Origin of the sequence: Pseudomonas sp. yb_2 (assembly GCF_043103905.1) — a bacterium.
GTDB lineage: Bacteria > Pseudomonadota > Gammaproteobacteria > Pseudomonadales > Pseudomonadaceae > Aquipseudomonas > Aquipseudomonas alloputida.
The window spans coordinates 13,016-25,325 of record NZ_JBICKH010000024.1 but is presented as its reverse complement, the minus strand read 5'-3'; the positions used below and the strand labels follow the sequence as shown (position 1 = coordinate 25,325).

The following is a 12,310-nucleotide window of genomic DNA, read 5'->3' as shown; positions in this document are numbered from 1 at the left end:
GCCTTCACTCCCGATGGTCGTGGGTCTGGGTGATACGGCCTTGTTCCACGTGGAACAAAGCAACTGGCGTTTCCGTCTGCCAGCCTTCCCTCAGTAATTCGTGATCTACACAGGTGATGAACACCTGGCAGCGTAATTCTTCAAGCAAGCGGCACAGTGCGCGGCGATGCTGGTCATCCAGTTCGGACGGCAAGTCATCCACGAGATAAATACAGTGACCGCGGCGAGCCTGACTAACGAGGTGGCCTTGGGCAATGCGCAATGCGCATACCACCAACTTTTGCTGACCACGCGACAGGATGTCGGCTGCGTTGTTGCCAGCCAACCGCAAACGCAGATCAGCACGCTGCGGACCGGCTTGGGTATGGCCCATCTGCTGATCGCGAAGGAGGGAGGAGGCGAGCACTTCTTGCAGTTCCCGGTCCTTGTCCCAGCCTCGGTAGTAGCTCAGGGTCAACCCGTCCAGCTCGACCAGTTCGCTCAGGGTTCGCTCGAAGACGGGCTTCAAGGCCTTGATGTAGTTGCGACGGTATTCATCTATTTCCGCGCTAGCCAGGCACAATTCCCGGTCCCAGGCGGCTTGCGAAGCTGGGTCAAGTGTACCATGACGCAACCATGAGTTCCGCTGCCGCAGCGCCTTCTGAAGGCGTTGCCAGGCTGGCAGAAAACGAGGTTCCACGTGGAACACCCCCCAGTCCAGAAACTGGCGGCGTATTTTGGGGGCACCTTCCAGCAGCCGGAAACTGTCTGGGTTGATGAGCTGAAGCGGCAGTAACTCAGCCAATTGCGCGGCGCTGCGCGCATTTTGCCCATCGATGCGGATAGTAAACTCCCCTTGTCGCTCACGGGACACACCCAGGTTACTCGTACCACCCTCCGTCAGCTGAACCTCGCCGAACACAGTACAGGCAGCCTGTTCGTACTGAATAACCGGATTCAGGCGGGTGCTGCGAAATGAACGGGCCAGCCCGAGCAAATGCACGGCTTCAAGCACGCTGGTCTTGCCGCTGCCGTTGGCGCCGTAAAGGATGTTGATGCGGGGGGAGGGTAAGAGTGTCACCGGGTGCAAGTTGCGCACCGCGGTGACCATGATACGTCGAAGGGACATTTCGCCTGCTACAGGTTACAGGCGCATCGGCATGACAACGTAGGAAGAATCGTCATTGCCAGCTTCCTGCAGCAGCGCACTGCTGTTTGAATCGGACAAGATCAGACGAACTTGCTCAGTAGTCATCACGCCCAGCACGTCCAGCAAGTAGCTGACGTTGAAACCAATCTCCAGCGAGCTACCTTCGTAGTCCACGCTGATTTCTTCTTCGGCTTCTTCCTGCTCGGGGTTGTTAGCCTGGATCTTCAGTTGACCGGCTGCCAGCTGCAGGCGAATACCGCGGTACTTTTCGTTGGAAAGAATCGCTGTACGGCTGAAGGCTTCACGCAGCGCCTGGCGGTCTCCGACGACCAGCTTGTCACCGCCTTTGGGCAGTACGCGCTCGTAGTCCGGGAATTTGCCGTCCACCAGCTTGGAGGTAAAGGTGAACTCACCAGTAGTGGCGCGGATGTGATGCTGGCCCAGCACGATGCTGACCATACCTTCAGGATCGGTCAGCAGGCGCGCCAACTCCAGGATACCTTTACGCGGCACGATGACCTGGTGTCGATCCTCCTGCTCGATCGGCGCGCTCATCGAGCAAAGCGCCAGGCGGTGACCGTCGGTGGATACAGCGCGCAACGTGTTGCGGGAAACCTCAAGCAGCATGCCGTTGAGGTAATAGCGCACATCCTGCTGGGCCATGGCGAAGCTGGTTCGCTCGATCAGGCGGCGCAGCTTGCTCTGCTCCAGGTTGCAGGTCAGCGAACCCGGGCCTTCTTCCACAGTCGGGAAGTCATTGGCAGGCAGGGTCGACAGGGTGAAGCGGCTGCGGCCGGCCTTTACCAACAATTTCTGCTCATCGACCTTGATATCGATCAGGGCGTCGTTAGGCAGGCTTTTGCAGATGTCCATCAGCTTGCGCGCAGGAACAGTGATCTCGCCAGGCTCGGCCGGCTCTTCCAGTTGCACGCGGCCTACCAGCTCGACTTCCAGGTCGGTACCGGTCAACGACAGTTGCTGGCCTTGTACGACCAGCAATACGTTGGACAGGACCGGCAAGGTCTGACGGCGCTCGACGACACCGGCGACCAGTTGCAGGGGTTTCAACAGGGCTTCGCGTTGAATGGTGAAATGCATGGTCTAGTCCCTTGCCTTCAATTAGCTGCGCAGACGGCCATCAGGTCGTCAGCGTCCGCAGCAGGTTCTTGTAGTCCTCGCGGATGTCCGCGTCGGATTCCTTCAGTTCATTGATTTTGCGGCAGGCGTGCAGCACGGTCGTATGGTCGCGACCACCGAACATGTCGCCGATTTCCGGCAGACTGTGGTTGGTCAACTCCTTGGACAGGGCCATGGCTACCTGACGCGGGCGCGCGACAGAACGCGAACGACGCTTGGACAACAGATCGGAGATCTTGATCTTGTAGTACTCAGCGACGGTACGCTGAATGTTATCCACACTGACCAGTTTGTCTTGCAGCGCCAACAGATCCTTGAGCGATTCACGAATCAGCTCGATGGTGATGTCACGCCCCATGAAGTGCGAGTGAGCGATAACCCGCTTCAGTGCACCTTCCAGCTCACGGACGTTGGACCGGATGCGCTGAGCGATGAAAAAGGCTGCGTCATGCGGGAGCTCGACTTTGGCCTGGTCGGCCTTCTTCATCAGGATCGCTACGCGGGTCTCCAGCTCTGGCGGCTCGACAGCCACCGTCAGGCCCCAACCAAAGCGCGACTTCAGACGCTCTTCCAGGCCTTCGATTTCCTTGGGATAGCGGTCAGAGGTAAGGATTACCTGCTGGCCACCCTCGAGCAAGGCGTTGAAGGTGTGGAAAAACTCTTCTTGCGAGCGCTCTTTGCGAGCGAAGAACTGGATATCGTCGATCAGCAAAGCATCCACCGAGCGGTAGAAGCGCTTGAATTCGTTGATGGCATTGAGTTGCAGCGCTTTGACCATGTCCGCGACGAAACGCTCCGAATGCAGGTACACCACCTTGGCGTTCGGATTTTTCTTCAGCAGATGGTTACCCACAGCATGCATAAGGTGGGTTTTACCCAAACCCACACCACCATAAAGGAACAGTGGGTTGTAGCCATGCTTAGGGTTGTCCGCAACCTGCCAGGCAGCCGCGCGGGCGAGCTGGTTCGACTTACCTTCGACGAAGGTGTCAAAGGTAAAGGTCCGGTTCAGGTAACTGGTGTGCTTGAGCGCACCTTCAACCTGCACGGTGCGTTGTTCAGCCCGGCCACCACCACTGGGCGGCGCCGCAGCGGGCTCGGCCATGGCATCAAAGCTGTCACGCGAAGACGTCTCGACCAGTACAGGCTCGGCTGCAGCCACGGCAACGGGTTCAACCGCTGCTGCCGGGGCCGTCTTGTGTGCCTGAGTCTGCGCCAGCGAAGCCGCAACGGCAGCGCTGACCGGCGCGTTGGGCGCAGCCCTTGGGGCCGAGCTGCGACGGCTACCTATTAATAAGGAAAGGGCTGGTGCAATGCCGCTACCGTTCTCACCCAACAGCTCGAGCAAGCGACCCAGGTACTTTTCATTGACCCAATCGAGAACGAAACGGTTAGGCGCATAGACGCGCAACTCGTCGCCTTCGGCTTCGACCTGTAGCGGACGGATCCAGGTGTTGAATTGCTGGGCAGGCAGTTCATCGCGCAGAAGCTCCACGCACTGCTGCCAAAGTTCCACTGACACGGATATCCCCTGAGTTTGAAAGCCGGATGAGGCAAAAACAAACCGCCATTGTACCGGTCGAGCGTTCAGTTATCCACATGTGGACACGTTAGGAACCACGACAAAACAGCCATTTATCGACCAAAACGGCTTTTCGCCTCTGTGAATAAGCCCTGTGGATAAACGACCATGAGGGCTATGCACAACCCCACCCCTTAGCCTGTTGATAACTCCCCTGTGGATAACAGGTGTTTTCATCCACAGCTTTCGCTCACGATTGGAACAAGCGCAGCACGGGATCAGAACAAAGTTGTAAAACTCTGTACACCCCGTAATTCATGGGTCAGCGCAGGTTATCCACAGAAGGTTATCCACTTAAGAGTTATAAGTTCTTCAAAAAAGCTTTTTATATGTCTCTTCTTTTTTTTCATGTTGTCCCCGATCCGTGTGTCCGATCAAGCACCCCTTGGGCACTGATCAACAGGCACCGTCCATCACATGCTCTATATGGAAAGACTGGTTGGAAATTGACCTATGGGCTTGCTTTCTCTAGAATCGCCGGTCTCTTAAAAAGGGGGCCATCCCGGCCCGTCGTCGACAAACCAGGTAACACGCCATGAAACGTACTTTCCAACCAAGCACCATCAAGCGCGCCCGCACCCACGGTTTCCGTGCCCGTATGGCTACCAAGAACGGCCGTGCTGTTCTGTCGCGTCGTCGTGCCAAAGGCCGTAAGCGTCTGGCCATTTGATTTTTCGGCACAGGTGGTGAGTCAGGACTTCAGTCGGGAAAAGCGACTGCTTACACCCCGGCATTTCAAAGCGGTCTTCGACTCCCCAACCGGCAAGGTTCCAGGGAAAAACCTGCTGATCCTTGCTCGCGAGAACGGCCTCGATCACCCACGCCTTGGCTTGGTAATCGGCAAGAAGAGTGTCAAGCTCGCCGTTCAACGCAACCGCCTCAAGCGCTTGATGCGCGATTCCTTTCGTCTGAACCAGCAATTGCTTGCCGGTCTGGACATCGTGATCGTCGCGCGCAAGGGATTGGGTGAGATAGAAAACCCGGAATTGCACCAACACTTTGGCAAGCTCTGGAAACGCCTGGCGCGCAGCCGGCCGACACCAGCAGTCACCGCCAATTCCGCAGGGGTAGACAGCCAAGATGCGTAAACTGGCACTCGTTCCGATCCAGTTTTACCGTTATGCCATTAGTCCTCTGATGGCCAATCACTGTCGGTTTTTCCCCAGTTGCTCCTGTTACGCGTATGAAGCCATCGAAAACCATGGCATCTGGCGTGGTGGGTGGCTGGCCGTTCGTCGCCTGGGGCGTTGTCATCCGTGGAATGACGGCGGTTACGACCCCGTTCCACCCGCTCCTTCCTCCCGAACTTCTTCGATAGCCGAGTAATCATGGATATTAAACGCACGATCCTGATCGCCGCGCTGGCAGTCGTGTCCTACGTCATGGTCCTGAAGTGGAACGATGACTACGGCCAGGCTGCCCTGCCGACTCAGAATACTGCTGCCAGCACTGTTGCTCCGGGCTTGCCCGATGGCGTGCCGGCCGGTAACAACGGTGCCAGCGCCGATGTACCGAGCGCCAACGCCGAATCGAGCCCTGCCGAACTGGCACCGGTCGCACTCAGCAAGGACCTGATCCGAGTCAAGACCGACGTTCTGGAACTGGCTATCGATCCGGTCGGTGGTGACATCGTCCAGCTGAACCTGCCGAAGTACCCACGCCGTCAAGACCACCCGAACATTCCATTCCAGTTGTTCGACAACGGTGGTGAGCGTGTTTACCTGGCACAAAGCGGTCTGACCGGTACCGACGGCCCGGATGCCCGCGCCAGCGGCCGTCCCCTGTATGCCGCCGAACAGAAGAGCTACCAGCTGGCCGATGGCCAGGAACAACTGGTGGTAGACCTGAAGTTCAGTGACAACGGTGTCAACTACATCAAGCGTTTCAGCTTCAAGCGCGGTGAGTACGACCTGAATGTCAGCTACCTGATCGACAACCAGAGCGGCCAGGCCTGGAACGGCAACATGTTTGCCCAGCTCAAGCGTGATGCCAGCGGCGATCCGTCCTCCAGTACTGCCACCGGCACCGCGACCTACCTGGGTGCTGCCCTGTGGACAGCTTCTGAGCCTTACAAAAAGGTATCGATGAAGGACATCGACAAAGGTAGTTTGAAAGAAAATGTGTCCGGCGGCTGGGTTGCCTGGCTGCAGCACTACTTCGTGACCGCCTGGATTCCGGCCAAGTCGGACAACAACGTTGTCCAGACCCGCAAGGATAGCCAGGGCAACTACATCATCGGCTACACCGGCCCGGTTATCAGCGTACCGGCTGGCGGCAAGGTCGAAACCAGTGCCCTGCTGTACGCCGGCCCGAAGATCCAGTCCAAGCTGAAAGAGTTGTCCCCAGGCCTGGAATTGACCGTCGACTACGGCTTCCTGTGGTTCATCGCCCAGCCGATCTTCTGGCTGCTGCAACATATCCACAGCCTGCTGGGTAACTGGGGCTGGTCGATCATCGTGCTGACCATGTTGATCAAAGGCCTGTTCTTCCCGCTGTCGGCTGCCAGCTACCGCTCCATGGCGCGTATGCGTGCCGTTGCACCTAAGCTCGCCGCACTCAAGGAACGCTTCGGTGACGATCGCCAGAAGATGTCCCAGGCGATGATGGAGCTTTACAAGAAAGAGAAGATCAACCCACTGGGCGGCTGCCTGCCGATCCTGGTGCAGATGCCGGTATTCCTGGCCCTGTACTGGGTATTGCTGGAAAGCGTGGAAATGCGCCAGGCCCCGTGGATCCTGTGGATTACCGACCTGTCGATCAAGGATCCGTTCTTCATCCTGCCGATCATCATGGGCGCCACCATGTTCATCCAGCAGCGCCTGAACCCGACTCCGCCGGATCCGATGCAGGCCAAGGTGATGAAAATGATGCCAATCATCTTCACCTTCTTCTTCCTGTGGTTCCCTGCCGGTCTGGTGCTGTACTGGGTTGTGAACAACTGCCTGTCGATTTCGCAGCAGTGGTACATCACTCGCCGTATCGAAGCAGCTACCAAAAAAGCTGCTGCTTGACGGGCTAATACGCTAGCCTGTGAATAAAAAACGCCCCCTAGTGGGGCGTTTTTGCTATCTGTCGTTTTTGTCGTAGAGGCTTTCGAGCATGAACACTGTGCGTGAAACCATCGCCGCCATCGCCACGGCCCAGGGCCGGGGCGGTGTGGGAATTGTCAGGTTGTCCGGCCCTCTGGCTGCCAAGGCCGGCCTGTTGATCACCGGCCGCACCCTGACCCCGCGGCATGCCCATTACGGTCCATTCCGCGACGATGAAGGGCTGGTGCTGGACGAAGGGATTGCTCTGTTCTTTCCAGGGCCTAATTCGTTCACTGGCGAGGACGTGCTTGAACTGCAGGGACACGGTGGCCCTGTGGTCTTGGACATGCTGCTGCAGCGCTGTGTACAAGTCGGCTGTCGTCTGGCCCGCCCGGGCGAGTTCAGCGAGCGCGCCTTCCTCAACGACAAGCTCGACCTGGCGCAGGCTGAAGCCATCGCCGACCTGATCGAGGCCAGTTCCAGCCAGGCAGCGCGCAACGCCCTGCGCTCGCTGCAAGGGGAATTCTCCAGGCGTGTGCACAGCCTCACCGAGGCGTTGATTGCCTTGCGTATTTACGTCGAGGCGGCGATCGATTTTCCTGAAGAAGAGATCGACTTCCTCGCCGATGGCCACGTGCTGTCGATGCTTGATGCCGTGCGCAGCGAGTTATCCACTGTGCAGCGCGAGGCCGGGCAGGGCGCCTTGCTGCGTGACGGCATGACGGTAGTCATTGCCGGCCGGCCGAATGCCGGTAAATCGAGCTTGCTGAACCAGCTGGCTGGTCGGGAAGCTGCCATCGTCACTGACATCGCCGGCACTACGCGGGATATCCTGCGCGAACATATCCACATCGACGGCATGCCGCTGCACGTTGTCGATACTGCCGGTTTGCGCGATACCGATGACCATGTGGAAAAGATCGGCGTGGAACGCGCCCTGAAGGCCATTGGCGAGGCAGACCGCGTTCTGCTGGTAGTCGACTCTACTGCGCCCGAGGCCAGCGACCCGTTCGCTTTGTGGCCTGAGTTTCTGGCTCAGCGGCCTGACCCGGCCAAGGTCACGCTGATTCGCAACAAGGCCGACCTGAGTGGTGAGCGGGTAGCGCTGGAACAGTGCGATGACGGCCATGTGACCATTACCCTGAGCGCCAAGGGCGACGACACAGGGCTGCAACTGCTCCGCGACCATCTGAAAGGCTGTATGGGTTATGAGCAGACTGCAGAGAGTGGCTTCAGCGCCCGCCGGCGCCATCTGGATGCCTTGCGCCAGGCCAGCGAGCACCTGGAGCACGGCCATGCTCAATTGACCTTGGCGGGCGCGGGAGAGCTTCTGGCTGAGGACTTACGCCAGGCACAGCATGCGCTGGGGGAGATCACAGGAGCATTCAGCTCGGATGACCTGCTTGGGCGGATTTTCTCCAGCTTCTGCATCGGCAAGTAATCCACAGCCACGCAAGGCCAAGCGCCGCTCCTTAGGGAGCGGCTTTTTTTTGCCTGAAATTCGTTGCAGAAGATGAATGCAGGCCGCTGACCCAAGCACCTGTGGGAGCGGGTGGACCCGTGATGAAGCTCTTACAAGCACCAGATCTCTGTGGATGTACCCATCCTTTCGCGGGCTCGACCGCTCCAACCTGACCATGCCTAGCCGCCAGCGCGATGAATTTTCCCTGCTCGGCTTGAAAACGGTGCTCAGGAGCCCTGTGGAAAAGTCGCCTTCAGCTCAGTTGATAAGCGGGCTTTTTTTCTGAGGAAAAACCCGCCTGTGGGTAAACAGCCATTTAATCCACAGGCTAAATGACGTTATCCAGAGCCCTCATGGCACTCCAGGCACAGGGTTTAATTTCTCTCTACATAGCGCCATTATTGGGATGCAGGACTTTATCCACAGAAGTCGCTGTGTATAAGAATAAACATAAAAACAAAGCTTTTTAAATTTCTTCTCTCTGATTTCTGTTGTTTGCCACTCATCCACAGACTGGTCAAAATTTGCTCAGACGGTTTCTTTACTGGGGGGGAAGTCCCTATACTTGTCCGCTTACCTTCTCTATTCGCAAAAACAGGCACGAGGTGCGTGGTGGATTTCCCTTCCCGTTTTGACGTGATCGTCATCGGCGGCGGCCATGCCGGTACCGAGGCTGCGCTTGCGTCTGCACGCATGGGTGTGAAAACCCTGCTGCTGACCCATAACGTGGAAACCCTCGGTCATATGAGCTGCAACCCCGCCATCGGCGGTATTGGCAAAAGCCATCTGGTCAAAGAGATCGATGCGCTCGGCGGCGCCATGGCGCTGGCCACCGACAAGAGCGGCATCCAGTTCCGCGTTCTGAACAACCGCAAGGGCCCGGCCGTACGTGCCACCCGTGCGCAAGCCGACCGCGCCATCTACAAGGCAGTGGTACGTGAAATCCTGGAAAACCAGCCAAACCTGTGGATATTCCAGCAGTCCTGCGACGACCTGATCGTCGAGCAGGACCAGGTCAAAGGCGTGGTGACCCAGATGGGCCTGCGTTTCTTTGCCGAATCGGTGGTGCTGACTACCGGTACCTTCCTCGGCGGCCTTATCCACATTGGTCTGCAAAACCATTCCGGTGGTCGCGCCGGTGATCCACCTTCGATTGCCCTGGCCCACCGCATGCGTGAACTGCCGTTGCGCGTCGGCCGCCTGAAAACCGGTACCCCGCCACGCATTGACGGCCGCTCGGTGGACTTCTCGGTAATGACCGAACAGCCAGGCGATACGCCGATCCCGGTGATGTCGTTCATGGGCAATGCCGAAATGCACCCGCGACAGGTGAGCTGCTGGATTACCCACACCAATGCGCGCACCCACGAGATCATTGCGTCGAACCTCGACCGTTCACCGATGTACTCGGGCGTGATCGAAGGTGTCGGTCCGCGCTACTGTCCGTCTATCGAAGACAAGATCCACCGCTTTGCCGACAAGGAAAGCCACCAGGTGTTCATCGAGCCGGAAGGCTTGAACACCCATGAGTTGTATCCCAACGGTATTTCCACTTCGCTGCCGTTCGACGTGCAGTTGGAGCTCGTGCGTTCCATCCGTGGCATGGAAAACGCCCACATCGTGCGCCCCGGCTACGCCATCGAATACGACTACTTCGATCCCCGCGACCTCAAGTACAGCCTCGAGACGAAAGTCATCGGCGGCCTGTTCTTCGCCGGGCAGATCAACGGCACCACCGGGTACGAAGAAGCCGGCGCCCAGGGCCTGCTGGCCGGGACTAACGCCGCACTTCGGGCGCAGGGCCGTGACAGCTGGTGCCCGCGCCGCGACGAGGCATACATCGGCGTACTGGTGGACGACCTGATTACCTTGGGTACTCAGGAGCCGTACCGCATGTTTACCTCGCGTGCCGAGTACCGGCTGATACTGCGCGAAGACAACGCCGACCTGCGCCTGACCGAAAAGGGCCGTGAACTGGGCCTGATCGATGACCAGCGCTGGGCCGCATTCTGCGCCAAGCGCGACGGTATCGAGCGTGAGGAACAGCGCCTGAAATCGACCTGGGTTCGGCCGAATACCGAGCAAGGCCAGGCCGTTGTGGATAAATTCGGCACTCCGCTGAGCCACGAGTACAGCTTGCTCAACCTGCTGGCGCGTCCCGAAATCGACTACGCCGGCCTGATCGAAGCGACTGGCGGTGAAGCAATCGATCCACAGGTTGCCGAGCAGGTCGAGATCCGCACCAAGTACGCCGGCTACATCGACCGTCAGCAGGATGAAATTGCCCGACTGCGCGCCAGCGAAGACACACGCCTGCCTGTGGATATCGACTACACGACGATTTCCGGCCTGTCCAAGGAGATACAGGGCAAGCTGAGCCAGACCCGTCCGCAGACGCTGGGCCAGGCTTCGCGTATCCCGGGTGTGACCCCGGCGGCGATTTCCCTGTTGCTGATTCACTTGAAAAAACGCGGCGCTGGCCGCGAATTGGAGCAAAGCGCTTGAGTTCCCTGGTCACCCCTCAACACGCTGAAGAGTTGTCCACAGGTGCGCGCCAGCTTGGTGTCGAGCTGACTGCCGAGCAGCACGAGAAGCTGCTTGGCTACCTGGCTCTGTTGATCAAATGGAACAAAGCCTACAACCTGACTGCTGTGCGCGACCCGGACGAGATGGTTTCGCGCCACCTGCTCGACAGCCTTAGCGTCATGTCTTTTATCCACAACGACCGTGATAACTGGCTGGATGTTGGCAGCGGCGGTGGCATGCCCGGCATCCCGTTGGCTATTCTGCATCCACACAAGCGCGTCACCGTGCTGGACGCCAATGGCAAGAAAACCCGTTTCCTGACACAGGTGAAAATGGAACTCCGGCTGGACAACCTCACGGTTATCCACAGCCGGGTCGAGGCCTTCCAGCCGGCACAACCGTTCGACGGAATCATCTCCCGCGCCTTCAGCAGCATGGAGAACTTCACCAACTGGACCCGCCACTTGGGCGACACCGGGACGCAATGGCTTGCAATGAAGGGGCTGCATCCTGCCGATGAACTGGTAGCATTGCCCGCAGACTTCACAGTGGAAAGCGAACAGGCCCTGACCGTTCCGGGTTGCCAGGGCCAGCGCCATCTGCTGATACTGCGCCGCAAGGCATGACTGGGAACACTCGCAACAATGGCTAAGGTATTCGCAATCGCGAACCAGAAAGGTGGTGTGGGCAAGACAACCACCTGTATCAATCTCGCCGCCTCGCTGGCTGCGACCAAGCGTCGTGTCCTGCTGATCGACCTCGATCCGCAGGGCAACGCCACCATGGGCAGCGGTGTGGACAAGCACGAGCTCGAGCATTCGGTCTACGACCTGCTCATCGGGGAGTGCGACTTGGCCCAGGCTATGCACTACTCCGAGCACGGAGGCTTCCAGTTGCTGCCGGCCAACCGTGACCTGACCGCCGCTGAGGTGGTGCTGCTGGAAATGCAGGTCAAGGAAAGCCGTCTGCGCAACGCCCTGGCGCCTATTCGCGATAACTACGATTACATCCTCATCGACTGCCCGCCGTCGCTGTCGATGCTCACGCTGAATGCTCTGGTCGCTTCCGATGGCGTGATTATCCCCATGCAGTGTGAGTACTACGCACTGGAAGGTCTCAGCGACCTTGTGGATAACATCAAGCGTATCGCCGCCCGGTTGAACCCGGAGTTGAAGATCGAGGGCCTGCTGCGGACCATGTACGATCCGCGTCTGAGCCTGAACAACGATGTTTCGGCACAGTTGAAGGAGCACTTTGGCCCTCAGCTGTACGACACGGTCATTCCGCGCAACATTCGCTTGGCCGAGGCCCCCAGCTTCGGCATGCCAGCCCTTGCTTACGACAAGCAATCGCGGGGCGCGCTGGCGTACCTGGCCCTGGCTGGGGAACTGGTACGCCGTCAACGCCGTCCATCACGCACTGCACAAACAACTTAAGGAATCCGT

At 58.5% G+C, this 12,310-nt stretch carries 11 protein-coding genes; 8 read left to right on the top strand and 3 right to left on the bottom strand.

The window, feature by feature from the left end:
- Positions 1-4 precede the first annotated feature (4 nt).
- Genes recF through dnaA form a run of 3 tightly spaced genes read right to left on the bottom strand, consistent with a single transcriptional unit; the run spans position 5 to position 3,788 of the window.
- The gene (gene recF, locus ACF8FB_RS04670) at positions 5-1,108 is read right to left on the bottom strand and encodes a DNA replication/repair protein RecF (protein WP_003253154.1); all 1,104 of its coding nucleotides are present in this window, start codon (positions 1,106-1,108) and stop codon (positions 5-7) included.
- 15 nt (positions 1,109-1,123) lie between these two features.
- Complete coding sequence (dnaN, locus tag ACF8FB_RS04665; RefSeq protein ID WP_003253156.1) at positions 1,124-2,227, bottom strand: DNA polymerase III subunit beta; 1,104 nt, start codon at positions 2,225-2,227, stop codon at positions 1,124-1,126.
- A gap of 40 nt (positions 2,228-2,267) precedes the next feature.
- A complete protein-coding gene (gene dnaA / locus ACF8FB_RS04660) occupies positions 2,268-3,788 on the bottom strand; it encodes a chromosomal replication initiator protein DnaA (protein ID WP_010951427.1) in 1,521 nt (506 codons plus the stop codon).
- Positions 3,789-4,383: 595 nt separating this feature from the next.
- On the opposite strand from dnaA, the gene rpmH reads away from it, so the two are divergent.
- The 8 genes from rpmH to ACF8FB_RS04620 all read left to right on the top strand — a co-directional run bounded on the left by rpmH (position 4,384) and on the right by ACF8FB_RS04620 (position 12,301).
- The gene (gene rpmH / locus ACF8FB_RS04655; protein WP_003253163.1) at positions 4,384-4,518 is read left to right on the top strand and encodes a 50S ribosomal protein L34; all 135 of its coding nucleotides are present in this window, start codon (positions 4,384-4,386) and stop codon (positions 4,516-4,518) included.
- A 13-nt stretch (positions 4,519-4,531) separates the two neighbouring features.
- Complete coding sequence (rnpA, locus tag ACF8FB_RS04650; RefSeq protein ID WP_003253166.1) at positions 4,532-4,936, top strand: ribonuclease P protein component; 405 nt, start codon at positions 4,532-4,534, stop codon at positions 4,934-4,936.
- Positions 4,929-5,174, top strand: a complete 246-nt coding sequence (gene yidD / locus ACF8FB_RS04645) for a membrane protein insertion efficiency factor YidD (RefSeq protein WP_010951426.1) — start codon at positions 4,929-4,931, stop codon at positions 5,172-5,174. Before rnpA ends, yidD begins: the two co-directional genes overlap by 8 nt.
- A gap of 2 nt (positions 5,175-5,176) precedes the next feature.
- Positions 5,177-6,859, top strand: coding sequence for a membrane protein insertase YidC (gene yidC, locus ACF8FB_RS04640; protein WP_010951425.1), 1,683 nt, complete (start codon positions 5,177-5,179; stop codon positions 6,857-6,859).
- An 88-nt stretch (positions 6,860-6,947) separates the two neighbouring features.
- Positions 6,948-8,318, top strand: a complete 1,371-nt coding sequence (gene mnmE, locus ACF8FB_RS04635) for a tRNA uridine-5-carboxymethylaminomethyl(34) synthesis GTPase MnmE (RefSeq protein WP_392511071.1) — start codon at positions 6,948-6,950, stop codon at positions 8,316-8,318.
- 633 nt (positions 8,319-8,951) lie between these two features.
- Positions 8,952-10,844, top strand: coding sequence for a tRNA uridine-5-carboxymethylaminomethyl(34) synthesis enzyme MnmG (gene mnmG / locus ACF8FB_RS04630; protein WP_392511070.1), 1,893 nt, complete (start codon positions 8,952-8,954; stop codon positions 10,842-10,844).
- Positions 10,841-11,491 (top strand): 16S rRNA (guanine(527)-N(7))-methyltransferase RsmG, encoded by a 651-nt coding sequence (rsmG, locus tag ACF8FB_RS04625; protein ID WP_020192710.1) that lies wholly within the window; start codon positions 10,841-10,843, stop codon positions 11,489-11,491. Before mnmG ends, rsmG begins: the two co-directional genes overlap by 4 nt.
- An 18-nt stretch (positions 11,492-11,509) precedes the next feature.
- Positions 11,510-12,301, top strand: a complete 792-nt coding sequence (locus ACF8FB_RS04620; protein WP_003253182.1) for a ParA family protein — start codon at positions 11,510-11,512, stop codon at positions 12,299-12,301.
- Positions 12,302-12,310: the final 9 nt, after the last annotated feature.

Coding starts and splice junctions, on each gene's coding strand:
- yidC (WP_010951425.1), top strand. CDS start 5,177: ATGGATATTAAACGCACGATCCTGATCGCCGCGCTGGCAGTCGTGTCC.
- dnaN (WP_003253156.1), bottom strand. CDS start 2,227: ATGCATTTCACCATTCAACGCGAAGCCCTGTTGAAACCCCTGCAACTG.
- recF (WP_003253154.1), bottom strand. CDS start 1,108: ATGTCCCTTCGACGTATCATGGTCACCGCGGTGCGCAACTTGCACCCG.
- ACF8FB_RS04620 (WP_003253182.1), top strand. CDS start 11,510: ATGGCTAAGGTATTCGCAATCGCGAACCAGAAAGGTGGTGTGGGCAAG.
- mnmE (WP_392511071.1), top strand. CDS start 6,948: ATGAACACTGTGCGTGAAACCATCGCCGCCATCGCCACGGCCCAGGGC.
- yidD (WP_010951426.1), top strand. CDS start 4,929: ATGCGTAAACTGGCACTCGTTCCGATCCAGTTTTACCGTTATGCCATT.
- rpmH (WP_003253163.1), top strand. CDS start 4,384: ATGAAACGTACTTTCCAACCAAGCACCATCAAGCGCGCCCGCACCCAC.